The 17,516-nt window shown below is 65.0% G+C and carries 14 protein-coding genes; 9 read left to right on the top strand and 5 right to left on the bottom strand.

The features are described from left to right. The first annotated feature begins 54 nt into the window (after positions 1-54). The 6 genes from LB565_RS10415 (at position 55) to LB565_RS10390 (ending at position 9,349) form a co-directional block, all read left to right on the top strand. Positions 55-1,140 carry a citrate synthase/methylcitrate synthase gene (locus tag LB565_RS10415; protein ID WP_224583585.1) on the top strand — a complete coding sequence of 362 codons (1,086 nt, stop codon included), beginning with the start codon at positions 55-57 and terminating at the stop codon, positions 1,138-1,140. A gap of 483 nt (positions 1,141-1,623) precedes the next feature. Beyond that, positions 1,624-2,754: a patatin-like phospholipase family protein gene (locus LB565_RS10410; RefSeq protein ID WP_224583583.1), complete on the top strand. Its 1,131-nt coding sequence runs from the start codon at positions 1,624-1,626 to the stop codon at positions 2,752-2,754. 122 nt (positions 2,755-2,876) lie between these two features. Continuing rightward, complete coding sequence (locus tag LB565_RS10405; protein ID WP_224583581.1) at positions 2,877-4,298, top strand: coniferyl aldehyde dehydrogenase; 1,422 nt, start codon at positions 2,877-2,879, stop codon at positions 4,296-4,298. A gap of 351 nt (positions 4,299-4,649) precedes the next feature. Next, positions 4,650-5,843: an efflux RND transporter periplasmic adaptor subunit gene (locus LB565_RS10400; RefSeq protein WP_224583578.1), complete on the top strand. Its 1,194-nt coding sequence runs from the start codon at positions 4,650-4,652 to the stop codon at positions 5,841-5,843. 74 nt (positions 5,844-5,917) lie between these two features. Continuing rightward, positions 5,918-9,094, top strand: coding sequence for an efflux RND transporter permease subunit (locus LB565_RS10395; protein ID WP_224583575.1), 3,177 nt, complete (start codon positions 5,918-5,920; stop codon positions 9,092-9,094). A 96-nt stretch (positions 9,095-9,190) separates the two neighbouring features. Beyond that, the gene (locus tag LB565_RS10390) at positions 9,191-9,349 is read left to right on the top strand and encodes a DUF3309 family protein (protein ID WP_040991775.1); all 159 of its coding nucleotides are present in this window, start codon (positions 9,191-9,193) and stop codon (positions 9,347-9,349) included. A gap of 57 nt (positions 9,350-9,406) precedes the next feature. On the opposite strand, the gene LB565_RS10385 is transcribed toward LB565_RS10390, so the two are convergent. Then, positions 9,407-10,363: an SDR family oxidoreductase gene (locus LB565_RS10385; RefSeq protein WP_224583572.1), complete on the bottom strand. Its 957-nt coding sequence runs from the start codon at positions 10,361-10,363 to the stop codon at positions 9,407-9,409. A 97-nt stretch (positions 10,364-10,460) separates the two neighbouring features. Between LB565_RS10385 and LB565_RS10380 the strand changes: the two genes are divergently transcribed. Then, positions 10,461-11,354 carry a LysR family transcriptional regulator gene (locus LB565_RS10380; RefSeq protein WP_224583569.1) on the top strand — a complete coding sequence of 298 codons (894 nt, stop codon included), beginning with the start codon at positions 10,461-10,463 and terminating at the stop codon, positions 11,352-11,354. 61 nt (positions 11,355-11,415) lie between these two features. On the opposite strand, the gene LB565_RS10375 is transcribed toward LB565_RS10380, so the two are convergent. The 3 genes from LB565_RS10375 to LB565_RS10365 all read right to left on the bottom strand — a co-directional run bounded on the left by LB565_RS10375 (position 11,416) and on the right by LB565_RS10365 (position 14,084). Continuing rightward, the gene (locus LB565_RS10375; RefSeq protein WP_224583567.1) at positions 11,416-12,624 is read right to left on the bottom strand and encodes an MFS transporter; all 1,209 of its coding nucleotides are present in this window, start codon (positions 12,622-12,624) and stop codon (positions 11,416-11,418) included. Positions 12,625-12,951: 327 nt separating this feature from the next. Then, positions 12,952-13,260 carry a DUF1244 domain-containing protein gene (locus LB565_RS10370; RefSeq protein WP_224583565.1) on the bottom strand — a complete coding sequence of 103 codons (309 nt, stop codon included), beginning with the start codon at positions 13,258-13,260 and terminating at the stop codon, positions 12,952-12,954. A gap of 26 nt (positions 13,261-13,286) precedes the next feature. Then, positions 13,287-14,084, bottom strand: a complete 798-nt coding sequence (locus tag LB565_RS10365; protein WP_224583563.1) for an N-formylglutamate amidohydrolase — start codon at positions 14,082-14,084, stop codon at positions 13,287-13,289. A gap of 170 nt (positions 14,085-14,254) precedes the next feature. Between LB565_RS10365 and LB565_RS10360 the strand changes: the two genes are divergently transcribed. After that, positions 14,255-14,812, top strand: a complete 558-nt coding sequence (locus LB565_RS10360; protein WP_224583561.1) for a DUF1036 domain-containing protein — start codon at positions 14,255-14,257, stop codon at positions 14,810-14,812. Beyond that, positions 14,809-16,236 carry a pyruvate kinase gene (pyk, locus tag LB565_RS10355; protein ID WP_224583558.1) on the top strand — a complete coding sequence of 476 codons (1,428 nt, stop codon included), beginning with the start codon at positions 14,809-14,811 and terminating at the stop codon, positions 16,234-16,236. Before LB565_RS10360 ends, pyk begins: the two co-directional genes overlap by 4 nt. A 189-nt stretch (positions 16,237-16,425) precedes the next feature. On the opposite strand, the gene LB565_RS10350 is transcribed toward pyk, so the two are convergent. Beyond that, the coding region (locus tag LB565_RS10350) for an alpha/beta fold hydrolase (RefSeq protein WP_411970633.1) at positions 16,426-17,516 on the bottom strand (1,091 nt) is incomplete at its 5' end.

The raw sequence follows: 17,516 nt of genomic DNA, 5'->3' as shown, positions 1-17,516 counted from the left end.
ATGCATTGATTGCGCAGCATTAATTGTCATGCGCAAAAGGTCAAGGAGACGATCATGGCAAATGGGCTCGATGATGTTGTGGCGGCCGACACAGTGCTTTCCGACGTCGATGGCGCGGGCGGGCACCTCACCATCCGCGGCCATTCGCTGATGGAACTCGCCGGCCGCTGGCGCTACGCGCAAGTGGTGCGGCTCCTGTTCGACGGCTTCTTCGACGACCTTCCGAGCGATGCCGAACTGGAGAAGGCGATCGGCAACGCGCGGGTGGAAGTGTTCGATCGCGTGCAGCCGATGCTTGCCCAGCTTGCGCCGCTCGACATCTACAGCGGCATGCGGGCCGGCATGGCCGTCCTGCCGGATGGCGATGGACTTGCCGATGCGCTCAGGCTGATCGCGGCGCCGGCGGTGCTGACGCCGGCGCTGCTGCGGCTTGGCCGGGGCGAGACGCCGGTCGCCCCCGACGAAAAAGCCGATCATGCCGGCGATATGCTGCGCATGCTCTCCGGCGCCGCCTCGCCGGCGCTTGCCAAGGCGCTCGACAGCTATCTGGTGACGGTCTGCGACCACGGGCTCAACGCCTCGACCTTCGCGACCCGCGTGGTGGCGTCGACGCAGGCCGGGCTGACCTCGGCGATCCTGGCCGGGCTCGGCGCACTGAAAGGCCCGCTGCATGGCGGTGCGCCGGGGCCGGTGATCGAGATGCTGGACGCTATCGAGGCCAGCGGCGACGCCACGGCCTGGCTGCGTAAAGAGATCGCGCATGGCGAGCGCATCATGGGTTTCGGACATCGCATCTACCGCGTGCGCGACCCGCGCGCCGACGCGCTGAAGGCGGTCGTGCGGCAACTCGGCTCGCGTAGCGAAACCGGTAGCCGCCTAGCCTTCGCCGAGACTGTGGAGCAGGCGGCGCTTGAGGTGCTCAGGATCGCCAAGCCGCAGCGCTCGATCCAGATCAATGTCGAGTTCTATACCGCGCTTCTTTTGGAGGCGGTCGGCTTTCCGAAAGAGGCGTTCTCCAACGTCTTTGCCGCCGGCCGCGTTGCCGGCTGGATCGCGCACGCCCGCGAGCAGCAGGCGACCGGACGTCTCATCCGGCCGCAGTCGCATTATGTCGGGCCAGTGCCCGACCTGGTTGCCTAAGAGGTAGTTCCTCCCCCACCTCGGCTACGGCATGCACCCATTCCAAGCGGCTGGTCTTTGGCGATAACGTGCATGGCAGCTTGGCGCATGTATTGTCTTATGTAGCGCTGGTCGACCCCCACTCCGTCTCGGCTTCGCCGAGCCACCTTTTCCCCGATCGACGGGGTAGAGGAAAGGCGCCAAGCTTTTTGCCGTCAACGCTCGTCGAGCAACGCTCCCTTCCTTTCCCTCCAGAGGGGTGGCGCTGCGAAGCAGCGACGGATTGGGGGATCCACGGGGCAATCAAGCCTCGGCCTGATCAGCCGCGCCAGTCACAGGATGCTGTAGCCCACTTCGTGGGCGAGGAAAATTCCATGATCACGCTTGTGTGTTCGTGTTCTTGCCTTGGTTCGCCCTTATATGCTGCGCTGCAACATAGGCTGACTGCGCCGGCTCCGTGCAAATGACGTAGCGGTAGGCCGGCGCATCGAAACAAGGAACGCCATGGCGAAGAACGGCAGGGCGGAGGAAAAGAAGAAGATCAACATCGCGCTCCAGGGCGGCGGCTCGCATGGCGCCTTTTCCTGGGGCGTGCTCGACCGGCTGCTGGAGGATGGGCGGCTGGAGATCGCGGCGGTGTCCGGCACCAGCGCGGGCGCCATGAACGCGGTGGCGCTGGCCGACGGATTTGTCCGGGGCGGTGTGGAAGGCGCGCGCAAGAAGCTCGACGATTTCTGGCGGGCGGTGGCCTCGAAGGGCCGTTTCAGCCCGGTGCAGCGCATGCCGTGGGACGTGGTTTGGGGCAATTGGTCGATCGAGAACACGCCCGGCTATTTCTTCTTCGACACGATGTCGCGGGTGTTCTCGCCCTATGTCGCCAATCCGCTCGGCCTCAACCCGCTGCGCGATGTGGTGGCGAAGGAGATCGACTTCGACAATGTGCGCGCCTGCAAGTCGATGGAGCTGTTCATCTCGGCGACCAATGTCGAAACCGGGCAGCTGCGCGTCTTCTCCGACGGCGAGATCGACCTCGACACGGTGATGGCCTCGGCCTGCCTGCCGCAATTGTTCCGCGCCGTCGAGATCAAGGGCGTGCCTTATTGGGATGGCGGCTATGGCGGCAATCCGGCGCTCTATCCGTTCTTCAAGACGGCGGCGACAGAGGACGTGCTCCTGGTGCAGATCAATCCGGTCGTGCGCGAAGGCACGCCGAAGAGCGCCAACGAGATCCAGAACCGCATCGACGAGATCACCTTCAACGCCGGGCTGCTGCGTGAATTCCGCTCGATCGCCTTCGTCAAGGAACTGATCGCGGCCGGACGCCTGCCGCATGGCGAATACCGCGACATCCGCATGCACCGCATCGATGCCGACGAGGCGTTCAAGGACCTCTCGGCGTCGTCCAAGGTCAATGCCGAATGGGCTTTCATCGCTTATCTGCGCGACCTCGGCCGCAGCGCCGCCAGCGACTGGCTGGAAGAGAATTACGACGCCGTCGGCCAGCATGCCACGCTCGATCTTTCAGGCGAGCTCGACGACGGCTTCAAGCCGCTGCGCGGCCCGGCGCCCGGGCGTCGCGTCAAGGAGTTCCTGGCAGCGCGCCTTAAGCCCGAATCCGCGCGCCGCCGCGCCTGAGGTCTTCCATACCCGTCAGCAAGTCCGTTCCGGCTGTCAGCATCTTCCCCAGCGGAACCGGGGCAATGCTGGATTCGGTTGTCGGCGGGATGTAGCTTACCTGAACGTAAAGGGAGGTCGCGATGCTGCAGATCAGACAGAACGCTCTCGGGGTCAGGTTTGAAGCGCAGTGCAGGGCCTTCGAGAAGGAGCCGTTCCCGACGCTGGACGCGCGCAAGGATCGGCTGAAGCGCCTGCTGGCGCTCACCGAAAAGCACGAGGCCGAGATCTGCGCTGCGATCGACAGCGATTTTTCTGGCCGCTCGGCTGAGGAGACGCGGCTTGCCGAATTGTTCGTCGTGCGTGCCGGCATCAGGCACGCGCTGTCGCATCTCGGCGCCTGGATGCGCGAGCGCCGCGTCGCCACCAGCCTGCCATTCCTGCCTGGACGCAATCGCCTCTTGCCGCAGCCGCTCGGCGTCGTCGGCATCGTCTCGCCCTGGAACTACCCGTTCCAGCTCGCCGTCGCGCCGGCGACCGCGGCGCTCGCGGCCGGCAACCGCGTTATGATCAAGCCGTCGGAACTGACGTCGAAGTTTTCGGACCTGCTCGCCAGCCTGGTCGAAAAATATTTCGCTGCCGACGAGGTCAGCGTGATGATCGGCGACGCGGAGACCGGCAAGGCATTCGTGTCGCTGCCTTTCGACCATCTCCTGTTCACCGGCTCGACCGCCGTCGGCCGCCAGGTGGCCCTGGCCGCCGCTGCCAATCTGACGCCGGTGACGCTCGAGCTCGGCGGCAAGTCGCCGGCAATCTTCGATCCGTCCTGCGACCTCGACGAGGCGGTTGCCAGCGTCGCCTATGGCAAGCTGCTCAATGCCGGCCAGACCTGCATCGCGCCGGACTATCTGATGGTTCCGCAAGGGCAGGGCGCGGCGATCGCGGCAAAGGTCGCGGTCGCAATGGCCAAGCTCTATCCGCGCCTTGGCGACAATCCCGACTACACGGCGATCGTCAGCGAGCGGCATCACCGGCGGCTGAGCGACATGGTCGCGGAGGCGCGCGACAGCGGCGCAGAAATCATCGAGGTCAACCCGGCCAACGAGACGCTCGGCGTCAGCGATCGCAAGATGGCGCCGGTGCTGGTGCGCAACGCCGGCGAGACCTTGCGGCTGATGCGCGAGGAGATTTTCGGGCCGGTCCTGCCGATCGTCGAATATGGCACGGTCGACGAGGCCATAGATCATGTCAACCGGGGCGAGCGGCCGCTGGCGCTCTACTGGTTCGGCAGCGACAGCGCCAACCGCCAAAGGATGATGCGCGAGACGGTGGCCGGCGGCGTCACGATCAATGACTGCATGCTGCATCTGGTGCAGGAGCGGCAGCCCTTCGGCGGCGTCGGCGAGAGCGGCACCGGCGCCTATCACGGCGAATGGGGGTTCCGCACCTTCAGCAAGGAAAAGCCGATCTTCATCCGGTCGAAGCTCAGCGCCGGCCGCTTGCTGCGCCCGCCCTATGGCAGGACATTCGAGTGGATATTCCGACTGCTCAACTTCATCACTTGACAGCTTCACCCCGAGGATAGCGCGCGTGACTGCGCTCCAAACGGGTGGTTGCCGCCGCCTACGGAAGATTTTTCGCATAATGCTGACGGCTGCTGCCAGTGACCTTGGGGAAACCTGTCGGCGCGCCCGCGAAAGCGCCTGCCGGCTTGCAGAAAAGCCTGCTTTTGTCGAGGCACAGTGTTCTATGTCGCAATGTTCCTGCAACTTTTCCGACTATATTGCGCCGCAACTTTGAGGTAGAAGCGCGCGTCTGCCGATCACGGCAAATTGAACTAGGCCCCGCGCACACCCATATCGGCCGCGCCCGGGTCGAAAGCCGACCTCGCCAGGTCCCGCAACGGAAAAACGACGATGCCGAGAATCAGGTTTCACAAGCTTGCAGCCATTGCCGTGCTCATCGGATTCGCGGCCTGGATGGGAACGGGCGAGTTTTCGTCCGTCGGCAGTGCCGCCGACAAGTCGGCTACCGCCGACAAGTCGGTTACCACCGACAAACAGGCCGACGCCGGCAAGCCGGCGGCCGCCAAGCCGAACAAGGCCGAGGCAGAGCCGAAGGCCGCGCCTCGCACCGTCGCGGTGGTCACGCCGCCGCGCAAGACGTATGCGCGCGCGATCCGCATCTCCGGCCTGACCGAAGCCGACAAGCGCGCCGTGCTGGCGACGCGCGTCGCCGGCGTCATCGAAAAGCTGCCGGTCAAGCAGGGCGACCGCGTCAAGACCGGCGACCTGGTGCTGATGCTCGCGGCCGAGGAGAAGATCTCCAATGTCGACAACGCCAGGCAGCTCTTGGTGCAGCGCAAGGCCGAGCTCGACGCCGCCGAGCGCCTGGCCAAGACCGGCAATCTGCCGAAGCTGCAGCTCGACACAGCCCGCTCCAACCTGACGCTCGCACAATCGCAGCTCGACACCGCCCAGGCCGAACTCGACCGCAATGAGGTCAAGGCGCCGTTCGACGGTGTCATCGACCGCATCCCGGTGGAGCTCGGCAGCTCGGTGATGCAAGGCGGCGAGGTGGCGACGGTCCTGAAGCTCGACCCGGTGATCGCGCGCGGCGAGATCAGCGAGCGCGACCTGCGCTACGTCAAGATCGGCGACCAGGCCGACGTGCGCCTGGTCAACGATCAGAAGGTCACCGGCACGGTTCGCTACATCAGCCGCGATGCCTCGGCGCAGACCCGTACCTTCCGCGTCGAGGTGGCGATCCCCAATGCCGACGGCTCCATTCCCGCAGGCATGACGGCCGAGATCACGCTTAGCGCCGAGCCGACCAACGCGGTCATGCTGCCCCGCTCGGTGGTGACGCTGGGCGACAAGGGCGACCTCGGCATCCGCGCCGTCGGCAAGGACGACAAGGTGGCGTTCTTCCCGATCGACCTGGTCGACGACACGCCGCACGGCCTGGTGCTGGGCGGCATTCCGGAAGATGCGCGCATCATCGTCGCCGGCCAGGAGCTGGTAAAAGAGGGCGACCTGGTGAAGCCTGTCGAGGCCGACCAGGCGACCATCAACAAGCTGATCGGCGAAGCCACCGCCGGCACGCAGTAAAGCAGGACGCGTCCGTCGCCGACCAGTCCGGCGAGGGCAGTCCCCAGCCCCCCGAAGCATAACAGGCCGAAGTCATGGATATCGTCAGACTCGCCATCAACAATGCCCGCCTCACGATTTCGGCGCTGCTGTTCCTGGTCGTCGCGGGCTGGGTCGCCTATCAGTCGACGCCGAAGGAAGCGGAACCCGACGTTCCGATTCCGATGATGTATGTCAGCCTGATCTATCAGGGCATCTCGCCGGAGGATTCCGAGCGCCTGCTGCTGAGGCCGATGGAAAGCAAGCTCAAGAGCCTCAAGGGGCTTAAGGAGATGCGTTCGGCCGCCTTCCAGGGCGGCGGCTATGTGCTGGTCGAATTCCAGCCGCAGACGGATCTCGCGACGGCGCTGCAGGATACGCGCAGCAAGGTGCAGGACGCCAAGGCCGACCTGCCGCAGGCCGCCGAGGAGCCGACGGTCAACGAGGTCAACGTCTCGGAATTCCCGGTCCTGGTCGTCACGCTTTCCGGCGATGTGCCGGAGCGCGTGCTGACGTCGGCCGCGCGCGAGCTGCGCGACCGTATCGAGGAAGTGCCCGGCGTGCTCGAAGGCTCGCTGCAGGGCGCGCGCGACGACCTTGTCGAGGTGGTCGTCGACCCGGTGAAGCTTTCCTCCTACGGGCTGCAGCTCGACCAGGTGATCCAGGGCGTCGCTTCCTCCAACAGTCTCGTGGCGGCCGGCAATCTCGAAGGCTCGGAAGGCAAATACGCGGTCAAGGTGCCGTCGCTGATCGAGAAGCCCGAGGATGTCGCCAACCTGCCGGTGGTCGCCACGCCGAACGCCGTGGTCCAGGCCAAGGACATCGCGACCATACGCTCGACCTTCAAGGACGCCGAGACAGTGACGCGCCTCGACGGCAGGCCGGCAATCGCCATCGAAGTGAAGAAGCGCATTGGCGCCAATCTGATCGACACGCTGACCCATGTCAGGGAAGTGTCGGACAATTTCATCAAGACGATGCCCGAGGGCATGCACGTTACCTACACGCAGGACAAGTCGGTCTTCGTCAACCAGCTGCTCGGCGACCTGCAGAACCACGTGATGATCGCCGTCATACTGGTGTTCATCGTCATCCTCTACGCGCTGTCGGGACGAGCCTCGCTGCTCATCGGCCTTGCCATTCCGTCATCGTTCCTGATGGGCATCCTGCTGCTCGCCATGATGGGCTACACGATCAACATGATCGTGCTGTTCAGCCTCATCCTGGCCGTCGGCATGCTGGTGGACGACGCCATCATCGTCACCGAATTCGCGGAACGGCGTATGAGCGAAGGCATGCCGAAGGCCGACGCGTTCGCGCTTGCTGCCAAGCGCATGGCCGGCCCGGTCATCGCGGCGACGATGACGCGCATCGCCGCCTTCTCGCCGCTGCTCTTCTGGCCCGGCATCATCGGCGACTTCATGAAGTATATGCCGATCACGCTGATCGTGACGCTGTCGGCCTCGATGCTCTATGCGCTGGTCTTCGCGCCGACTTTGGGCGCGATCTTCGCCAAGGCGCCGGCGCATCATGAGGAAGAGCATCGCGACGGCTGGTACATGGCCGTGGTCAAGCAGGCGGTGCGCTTCCCGATCACGGTGATCCTGCTCACCGTCGGGCTTCTGGTCGGCGTCGGCTTCGCCTATTCGAAATATGGCGCCGGCGTCGAGTTCTTCCCCAGCGTCGAGCCGGATTACGGCCTGCTCTATGTTCATGCCCGCGGCAATCTTTCGCTGGCCGAAATGGACGCCGCGACCAAGACGGCGGAAAACCGCCTGCTCGGCTGGCCCGGCGTGAAGTCGGTCTATACGCGGGTCGGCAAGACGCAGGGCGGCGGCCAGGACATTCCCGAAGACGTGGTCGGCGTCATCCAGTACGAGTTCGTCGATTGGCGCGAGCGCAAGTCCGCCAACCAGATCCTCGACGATCTGCGCGGCGTGATGGCCGGCATTCCCGGCGTCGATGTCGAAGTGCGCGTGCCGGAAGCCGGCCCGCCGACCGGCAAGCCGATCCAGATCCGGCTGTCGGCCGCCGATCCGGCCGGGCTCGACGACAAGGCGCGAGCGGTCGCGGCGCGCATCGCCAAGATCCCCAATGTCATCGACATTTCGGACGGCCTGCCGCCGCCCGGCGTCGACTGGGCGATCGAGGTCGACCGCGCCAAGGCGGCGCAATACGGCATCAGCCCGACTTCGGTCGGCACGGTGGTGCAACTGGTGACCAACGGCCTGAAGCTCAGCGAGTACCGACCGGCCGGCGCCGACAAGGCGGTCGATATCCGGCTGCGCCTGCCGGAGGATCGGCGCACGCTGTCGACGCTCGACGAGTTGAGGGTACAGACCTCGCAAGGGGCGGTGCCGATCTCTAACTTCGTCATTCGCAAGGCAAAGCCCAGCGTCGGCATCCTGAACCGGATCGACAGCGCGCGCACCGTGGTCGTCCAGGCCAATGTCAGCGCCGGCGCGCAGGTGGCGGCCGTGCAGGCGGAAGTCACGAAGGCGGTTGCCGATATGAACCTCGGCAGCGGCATCCGCTGGAAGCTTGCAGGCTCCAACGAGGACAGCGCGGAAGCCAGCGCCTTCCTCGGCAAGGCCTTCGGCGCGGCGATCTTCCTGATCTTCCTGGTGCTGCTTGCGCAGTTCAACAAGTTCACCAGCGTGTGGCTCGTGCTGTCCTGCGTGGTGATGGCGACGATAGGCGTTTTCCTCGGATTGCTTCTGACAGGCGAGGCCTTCGGCATCGTCATGTCGGGCATCGGCGTCATCGCGCTTGCCGGCGTGGTGGTGAACAACAACATCGTGCTCATCGATACTTACGACCGGCTGCGCGAGGAAGGCTGGGACAAGATGGACGCGGTGCTGCAGACCTGCCGCGAGCGCGCCCGTCCGGTGGTGCTGACGGCGGTGTCGGCCATCCTCGGCGTGCTGCCGATCGCCTTCGGCCTCGGGCTCGAAATCTTCCATCACGAGACGACGATCAACGCGCCATCGACGCAATGGTGGATTTCGCTGTCCTCGGCGATTGTCTTCGGTCTGTCCTTCGCCACGCTGCTGACGCTCGTGGTGACGCCGTCGATGCTGATGGTGTTCACCCGCGCCAAGGTGAAACCGGGCCAGCGGCGCGGTTGGCTCAGCCGCCTGGTCCGGCGCGGCAAGGGCGAGATCGCGACCGACGAACCAGCCAAGGAGACCGGCGCCGAGCCGGAAGTCGCCTTCCCGAAGGCTGCGGAATAGAGCGTTTCACAACCCCAAGGACAAAAGCCGCCCGGGAACAACCGGGCGGCTTTTTGCATTGTTCCCTCGTAGTTCAACCAGACGGCGAGGGTTTTCATGACGATCGGCACAATTCTCGTAATAATCCTGATCCTGATTTTGATCGGCGCCGTGCCGGCATGGCCGCATTCGCGCTCCTGGGGTTACGGCCCGTCCGGCATTGTCGGCGTCATCCTGGTGGTGCTGCTGATCCTTTTGTTGATGGGCAGGATCTGATCCAAACGACTTACGGCCGGGCTTGAGCCCGGCCGGTTCATTTCTGATCTGTCTTGATCAGGCGGCGAGGCGCGACGGCTCCGCGCCGATGCCAATATCCTGCAGCGCCTCCTTCACCGCCTGGTCGAGCGGCGTGTGCGGGATTTCGCCGATGACCTGTTCCAGCCGCGTCGAGACCAGCCGGTGCGCCTCGAAACGCAGATAGGACATCGAGACGATCTCGCGCCACATGGCCACGAACGGGCTGCCGGCGCGCAGCACCCACCAGGGCATGAAGGAGAGCTTCAGCTTGCGGCCGAGCGCCTTCTCGGCCGCGGTCTTCATGTCGAGGTCGGTGACGGCGTGACCGGGGAAGTTGATGGCTTCGTAGAAGCCCGTTTTGTCGAGGTTCTTCGCCAGGCCGACGAAGCCGACGGCGAAGTCCGGCAGGTAGGCCCATTCATGCACGAGGTTGGCCGGGCCGGGCGCGGTGTAGACGCCCTTCTCCATCTTGGCGGCGACGACGAGGTCGAACCAGGAGCCTGAGCCGGTGCCGCCGAAGAAATCGCCCGCGCGCAGGATAATGGTGCGCACGCGGCCGGCTTCGGCCTCGCTGCGGAACAGCGCTTCCATGGCGCAGCGGATGCGGCCCTTCTCGGTGGTCGGATGGAACGGCGTTGCTTCGTCGATCACCTGCGGCATCGGCGAGCCGTAATTGTAGACCGTGCCCGGGAAGAGGTGCAGCGCGCCGTTCGCCCGGCAGGCGGCCATGACGTTCTCAGCCATCGGCATGCACTTGCCCCAGTCGGTGTAGATCGGGTTCAGGCCGTTGAAGATGATGTCGACGCCTTGGGTGGCGCGGATCAGGGACTCGCAGTCCAGCGCGTCGCCGGCAACGGCCGTGGCGCCCTTCAGTTCCGCCGGTACCTTGCCGGTGCGGGTAACAGCGCGGACGTCGAAGCCGGCATCGATGAAAGCCTTGCCGACCACGCGGCCGAGCCGGCCATTGGCGCCGAGGATTGCGATCTTGGTCATCATGTTCTCTCCGTTGTTTGCGTTTGCCCGGCCAATCTGATGCGTTCACGGACGAATTAAAATTGACTGAGGTCGGAAATCTGTTATTCAAAAATGAATGAAGGAATTCGACTGGAACCTGATCAAAAGCTTTGTCGCGGTCGCCGAAACCGGCAGTCTTTCAGGCGCGGCTCGCAGGCTTGCGGCCAGCCAGCCGACGCTCGGCCGCCACATCGGGGAGCTCGAGCAGGCGCTCGGCGTTACGCTGTTCCGGCGCGGGCGGCGCGGCTATGAGCTGACGGAAGCCGGCAGCGCGCTCTACGAGCGCGGCCGGGCGGTCAGCGAGCAGGCCAATGCATTTTCGCTGCTGGCGCTGGGTTCGGTCGAGGCGATCGAGGGCACGGTGCGCATCGCCGCCTCGGAGGTTGTCGCCGCCTTCGTGCTGCCAGACATGATGGCGCGTCTCGGCGAGCAAGAGCCGGGCATCGAGGTCGAGATCGTCGCCTCCAACCAGGTCGAGAACCTGTTGCGCCGCGATGCCGATATCGCCATCCGCATGGTCAGGCCGGCGCAGAACGAGCTGGTGGCGCGCAAGGTCACCGACATTCCGCTCTGCCTTTGCGCCGCAAGCTCCTATCTCGACCGGCGCGGCCGGCCGGAAAGAGCCGCCGACCTCGTGGATCATGCGTTGGTCGGCTTCGACCGCAGCGACGAGATCATTCGCGGTTTCACCGCGTCCGGCATTCCGGTCGGCCGCAGCCATTTCCGTTTCAGGACCGACAATCAGATCGTGCTGTGGGAAGCGGTGCGGACCGGCAACGGCATCGGCATTGGCCAGGAGCCGCTGGCCGATGCCGATCCGGACCTGGAAAAGCTGTTACCCGATGTGCCCCTGCCGGTTCTGCCGGTGTGGCTCGCCATGCATCGCGACGTGCGCACCAGCATGCGCATCCGCCGCGTGGCGGATTTCCTGCACGAGGAACTGAAGCGCTATTCGGCCGGGACCGGCTAGAGCATGATGCCGAAAAGTGTGAAGCGGTTTTCGGACGACATCATGCTCTATTTGTCTGATCTTAGAGCCGGATGATTTCAGGTCGATCCGACCCGAAATCATCCGGCTCGGGCGCGAATTCGGCCCGGTGAGCGAAGCCCGCCATCAAGAGCACGACGACCAGCAGCGCGGACAGGGCTACGAAGATCGGGCCGAAGCTCGAATGCTCGGCGACGAAGCCGATCGCCGACGGCGCCACCAATATGCCGGAATAGCCCATGGTGGTGACCACGCTCATGCCGGTGCCCGACGACATGCCTTCCTGGTTGCCGCCGGCCGAAAAGATGATCGGCACCATATTGGCGATGCCGAAGCCGCAGAAGGCAAAGGCGGCGATGGCAAGGTAAGGCGAGGGCGAAAGCCCGGCGACCAGCATGCCTGCGGCGGCGACCAGCGCCGACCCGCGCAGCGTCGCCACGGCGCCGAAGCGGTTGCGCACGCCGTCGCCCAGGAAACGCATCAGCGCCATGACGCCGGAGAAGGCGGCATAGGCGAGGCCGGCGACCGCAAGATCTGCGCCCAGCTCCTGATGCAGGAAGAGCGCTGCCCAGTCGAGCACCGCGCCCTCCGAGATCATGGTGAGGAGCGCCATCAGCCCGACCAGATAGACGGCCACATGCCGCGGCAGCGTGAATTTCCGGTGCTCGACCGCCTGCGGCCTGTCCTCGGCGATGAGATAGCGAATGGCAAAGGCGATCACGACAAAGGCGATCGCCGTCACCGCGACGGCATGGGGAAGATAACCGTAGTTTTGGATCAAGTAGCCGCCGAGCGCGCCGCCGGCGAAGCCGCCGAGGCTCCAGAAGCCATGCGACGACGACATGATTGCCCGCGAAAGCCTTCTTTCGACCACCACGGCATTCGAGTTCATCGCGACATCCATGCCTCCGATCGAGCCGCCGAAGATGAGCATGGCGATGGCCGCCAAGGGAACGTTGGGCGCAAGCGCGACGATCAGCAGGCCGAAGCTGCCGCAGACGCCGAACCAACGCGTGGCGCTGCGCGAGCCATGCCGGGAGATCAGATGGCCGCACCAGGTCATGGCGATGACCGCGCCGACGCCGAACAGGAGGATCAGCAGGCCGAGGGTGAATCGGGTGATATCGAGCCGGGTGAGGAACACCGGGATCTGCGGCGCCCAGCTGCCGGTCAAGAAACCATTGGCAAGAAAAATGCCGGCGACGGCCCAGCGGCCGCGCGTCGCGGCCTGCATCGTGGTTTGCACGCTCATGGTCTGAAATCCGCCATGCAAAAGGTTCGCGCGGCAAATTAGATCGATTCAATTTATAGTCAAGAACCGCTGAGGGGAAGTGCTTGGACCAGGTGAGCGCTATGAAAAGTCGTTCGGTAGCGATCCTTCGCGCCCCCCTCTGTCCTGCCGGACATCTCCCCCACAAGCGGGGAGATTGGCTGCTCAGGCGCCTCGCTTCATCCTGCGGCATTGGAGATTGGCGAAAGCCGATGCGACGTCTGATCTCCCCCCAAGTGGGGGAGATGGCCGGCAGGCCAGAGGGGGGCGCTGTCCCGCCGGCGCTCGCTCTTATGCCTCGTCGTTAGCTCAATGATCCTTCGGGCGTCTTGCCTCGAATTCCGCCTTCTTGGCTTCCGACGCCTCGGTCTGGTTGAGCGCCTGCCATTCGGCATAGGGCATGCCGTAGATGATCTCGCGCGCAGCGTCCTTCGACAGCGTTACGCCCTCCGCGTCGGCAGCTTCGCGGTACCAGTTGGACAGGCAGTTGCGGCAGAAGCCGGCGAGGTTCATCAGGTCGATGTTCTGGACGTCGCCGCGTTCGCGCAGATGCGCCACCAGCCGACGGAAGGCGGCTGCCTCGAAATCGCGTTTCTGGTCGTCGCTGAGTTCGGTCATTGGGGAACTCCCGGCTGTCGGTCTCGTCACACGGGTCCGGTGCGCGAGCCGAACATTTTCACCTGATGTATATCGGGGCGCCGGTCGATGGCGTCAACGATCGGCGCCAGGCGTTCGGCCCACGCCAAGGCGCCGGCGCGGTCGGCGATCAGGTCCTGGCGGATCTCGATCAGCGCATGCGCATAGCCGTTGACGATGGCGTGGCGGAACATGGTGTCGCCGCGCAGCGCGCCGTCATAGGGTTCGTTGTCGCCGACGACGAGGGACTTGTCCTTGGCCAACATGTCGATCAGCGGCCGCGCCACGCGGTCGTCGCGGTCCCACAGCACGCCGACGTGCCAGGGGCGGACAATGCCCTGCATCGCCGGTGTGAAGGAATGCACGGAGAAGATGAACGGCGCCTTGCCCGAGGCATGCACCACGGAGGCGATCATTGCGCCGACGGCGTCGTGATAGGGCCGGTAGAAGCGGTCGAGTCGCCGCTCGCGTTCCTCCCGGGCAATCGGATAATTTCCCGGCACCACGGTGCCGTCATAGAGCTGACGGATCATGGTCGGGTCGTCCTCGCCCCGATTGGGGTCGATCAACAGCCGCGAGAAACCGGCCAGCACGGCGGGCGCGTCGAGCGCTGCTGCAAGTTCGCGTGTCACCGTCTCGACGCCGATGTCATAGGCGATGTGACGATCGAATTCAGACGCCGGCAAACCGAGACTGGCATACTCCTCCGGCAGATCGCGGCGGGCGTGATCGGCCAGCAGCACGACGCCTTTCTTGCGGTCGCCCTCGACAATGTCGAATGGCGTGAAAACTGTGGATCGGGTCATCGGCTGAAAAGGGGATGGCGGCTGCGATGTGGTATCGTCATTCCACGAAGAGGACGCCGGCGCAATGCCGTTGTTTGGCCAAGGTTTCCGCAAAAAATCCCCGATCGCGGGAGAAGTTGCGCTACGGACCATTCTAAATCGATTGGAATTCGACAAAACGGCGCGTTGACATGCGACCGCAGTTTGCTGAAAAGGGGCTTCGAGAGATGCAAATGTGGTTCGCAAGGGGATCTGCGATGGGTTTTGCCGGCCGGTTGCGCGAGCGCCTGGTCGTGCCGTTGCTGATCATCGGCGCGGGTTTTTTCGCGATAGCCGCGACCTCGCCGGCCCGGGCCGACTTCCGCGTTTGCAACGCGACGCAAAATCTGGTGGGCGTCGGCATCGGCTATCGCGCCAAGGCCGGCTGGATCACCGAAGGCTGGTGGCACATCGAAGGATCGACCTGCAAGACGCTGATCGAGGGTCCGCTGTCATCAAGGTTTTACTATCTTTATGCAGAAGACGCCGAACGCGGCGGGCGCTGGGACGGCCCGATCAACATGTGCGTCGCCGAAAAAGAGTTCAAGATCGCCGGCGTGAATGATTGCGTCGCCCGGGGCTTCCAGCGCGCCGGATTTCAGGAATATGACACGGGCGAGCAGGCCAGCTGGATGGTCCAGCTGACCGACGAGCCCGCAACGGGAGGCGCGCCAGCAGCGGCCCCCGCTCCGGGAACAAACAGTCAATGAGACGTAACCGCAAGGTCAAGATCCTCGCCACCATCGGTCCGGCTTCCTCCTCCGAGGAGATGCTGAAGAAGCTTTTCGAAGCGGGCGCCGATGTCTTCCGCATCAATATGAGCCATACCGACCACGAGCTGATGCGCACGCTGGTCGGGCGTATCCGTGCGGTCGAAGCGGCCGTCGGCCGACCGATCGGCATCCTCGCCGATTTGCAGGGGCCGAAGCTCAGGGTCGGCAAATTCGCCAACGTCAAGGAAGCGCTGACTGTCGGCCAGACTTTCACGCTCGACGACAATCCCGAAGCCGGCACGTCGAAGCGGGTGTATCTGCCGCATCCCGAAATCCTGAGCTCGGTCGAGGCCGGTCACCGACTTTTGATCGACGACGGCAAGCTGGAGCTGAAGGCGCAGAAGAGCGACGGCAAGTCGATCACCTGCACGGTCGTCGCCGGCTCTGGTATCTCTGACAAGAAGGGCGTCAGCCTGCCCGATACCGACCTGCCGGTCGGCGCGCTGACCGAGAAGGACCGGGCAGACCTCGACGCGGTCCTCGCCGCCGGCGTCGACTGGGTGGCGCTGTCCTTCGTGCAGCGGCCGGAGGACCTGGCCGAGGCCCGCAAGATCGCGCGCGGCCGCGCGCTGATCATGGCCAAGATCGAGAAGCCGCAGGCGGTGGCGCGGCTCGCAGAGATCATCGACCTCTCCGACGCGCTGATGGTCGCTCGTGGCGATCTCGGCGTCGAAATGCCGCTCGAAGCCGTGCCGGGCATCCAGAAGCAGATCACCCGCGCCGCGCGCCGTGCCGGCAAGCCGGTGGTGATCGCCACGCAGATGCTGGAATCGATGATCACCGCGCCTGTGCCCACCCGCGCCGAGGTTTCCGACGTCTCCATCGCCGTCTTCGAAGGCGCGGACGCGATCATGCTTTCGGCCGAATCCGCGGCCGGCGCCTATCCGGTCGAGGCGGTCGCCATGATGAACCGCATCGCCACCAAGGTCGAAACCGACCCGACCTATGCCGGCATCATCAACGCGCAGCGCTCGGAGCCCGAGGCCACCGGGGCCGACGCCATTTCGCTGGCCGCGCGCGAGATCGCCGAGACGCTGAAACTGTCGGCGATCATCTCCTACACCGCGTCGGGCACCACCGGTCTGCGCGCCGCGCGCGAGCGCCCGCAGGTGCCGATCGTGGCGCTGTCGCCGATCCTCAACACGGCGCGCCGCCTTTCTCTGCTGTGGGGCACGCATTGCGTCGTCTCGCCGGACGCGACCGACCTTGACGACATGGTCGACCGGGCCTGCCGCATCGCGCTGGAAGAAGGCTTCGGCAAGCCGGGCGATCGCGTCATCATCACCGCCGGCGTGCCGCTGCGGACGCCCGGCTCGACCAATATGCTGCGGATTGCGTATGTGGGGTCGGAAACGCATTAGGGCGTGTTGATATTCGGGTGAGGCCGGCCTGCAAATACCGGCTTCCTGCGCTTCCGGTGCTCACGTACGTTAAGTACGCTCCGCTCCGGTTCTCGGAACCCTCCCAGTTTGGTCGCTTCGCGCCCGTCTTCGACTCCGACTCGGCCTGACCCGAATCCCAACACGCCCTTGGCGCTTGAACCTTCGAGTTCAGCCCGGCGCGAGTTCTGCGTCTGGCACTCGGAGCTCAGGACATCTACCGGCGCCTTGCGCGTCGCCGGCGATCCGGCCTTCCACCGTCTTGGCCATCGCCTGCAGGTCGATCGGCGCGCCGGCCACTTTCGCGATGGCGCCGGCCACGAGGTCGGGCGCGATCCAGTCCGGCTTGTGGCCGAGATTGCGGACCCAGACCAATTCGGCGCCGGGAATGTCGCGCTCCAGGCCGACGGAATGGATCGTGGCATAGACCACCTTGTCGCGATCGCCCGATATGACGACGGTCGGCGCCTTGATCTCGCGGTAAGCAGGCGCGGCGGCGCGGACATAGTCGTAGAGCTGGGCGACATCGCGGGCGTTGGCGCGAAAGGCGGATGGCCTCAGCACCAGCGGGATCGAGGCGCCGTCGATATAACCCTGCGGCACTTTGTTGGGCGAGAAGACACAAGCGGTGGCATCGCCGATCCGCAGCATACCCGCCGGATAAGCGAGCGTTTCGGAAAACAACCAGCCGATCACCGGCGTGGCCGTGAGCTTGTAGTACCAAGCGGTCGCGCCGCCCGGCCAGGGATGGGTGGCGGGTGCAAGGAAAACGAGGCCGCGGGTCTTCTCGGGATGCTGGCGGGCGAAGGCCGTGGTGATCGCACCGCCGAAGGAATGGGCGACGACGACTGCCTTTTCGATGCCGATGCGGTCCATCAGCGCGGCGATCGTATCGGCCTGCGTGGCAAGCGTCTCATTGTCGCCGCGCTCCGACCAGCCGAGACCCGGGCGGTCGAAGAACAGCATCTCGGCGCGGCCCTCGAGCAAGGACTTCAGCGGCAGCATCTGGTCCCTGAGATTGGCGCTGGCGCCATGGATGAAGACGACCGGCGGCAGGCCGGCGCCGGTCGGCGCCGGGATATGGACGTAATGGATGCGCGCGCCGTTGATGTCGGCGAACGCGCCGTCAGGCGGGTTGCGGCGCTCGATCGACCAGACGCCGGCGCGGGTGAAGCCGGCCAAGGCGAAGAGAAGCGCGACGAGGAAGAGCAAGGCGGCGCAGATGAGGTTCATGCGGGAGTAGGGGAGTAGGGGAGTAGGGG

It is taken from the genome of Mesorhizobium sp. CA14, from assembly GCF_020165195.1.
In the GTDB taxonomy this organism is placed as follows: domain Bacteria; phylum Pseudomonadota; class Alphaproteobacteria; order Rhizobiales; family Rhizobiaceae; genus Mesorhizobium.
This window is presented reverse-complemented; position numbering and strand designations above follow the sequence as displayed.

What these genes read in the sequence shown, in the direction of transcription:
- LB565_RS10415 (WP_224583585.1), top strand. Translation starts at nt 55, where the DNA reads ATGGCAAATGGGCTCGATGATGTTGTGGCGGCCGACACAGTGCTTTCC.
- LB565_RS10410 (WP_224583583.1), top strand. Translation starts at nt 1,624, where the DNA reads ATGGCGAAGAACGGCAGGGCGGAGGAAAAGAAGAAGATCAACATCGCG.
- LB565_RS10405 (WP_224583581.1), top strand. Translation starts at nt 2,877, where the DNA reads ATGCTGCAGATCAGACAGAACGCTCTCGGGGTCAGGTTTGAAGCGCAG.
- LB565_RS10400 (WP_224583578.1), top strand. Translation starts at nt 4,650, where the DNA reads ATGCCGAGAATCAGGTTTCACAAGCTTGCAGCCATTGCCGTGCTCATC.
- LB565_RS10395 (WP_224583575.1), top strand. Translation starts at nt 5,918, where the DNA reads ATGGATATCGTCAGACTCGCCATCAACAATGCCCGCCTCACGATTTCG.
- LB565_RS10390 (WP_040991775.1), top strand. Translation starts at nt 9,191, where the DNA reads ATGACGATCGGCACAATTCTCGTAATAATCCTGATCCTGATTTTGATC.
- LB565_RS10385 (WP_224583572.1), bottom strand. Translation starts at nt 10,363, where the DNA reads ATGACCAAGATCGCAATCCTCGGCGCCAATGGCCGGCTCGGCCGCGTG.
- LB565_RS10380 (WP_224583569.1), top strand. Translation starts at nt 10,461, where the DNA reads ATGAAGGAATTCGACTGGAACCTGATCAAAAGCTTTGTCGCGGTCGCC.
- LB565_RS10375 (WP_224583567.1), bottom strand. Translation starts at nt 12,624, where the DNA reads ATGAGCGTGCAAACCACGATGCAGGCCGCGACGCGCGGCCGCTGGGCC.
- LB565_RS10370 (WP_224583565.1), bottom strand. Translation starts at nt 13,260, where the DNA reads ATGACCGAACTCAGCGACGACCAGAAACGCGATTTCGAGGCAGCCGCC.
- LB565_RS10365 (WP_224583563.1), bottom strand. Translation starts at nt 14,084, where the DNA reads ATGACCCGATCCACAGTTTTCACGCCATTCGACATTGTCGAGGGCGAC.
- LB565_RS10360 (WP_224583561.1), top strand. Translation starts at nt 14,255, where the DNA reads ATGCGACCGCAGTTTGCTGAAAAGGGGCTTCGAGAGATGCAAATGTGG.
- pyk (WP_224583558.1), top strand. Translation starts at nt 14,809, where the DNA reads ATGAGACGTAACCGCAAGGTCAAGATCCTCGCCACCATCGGTCCGGCT.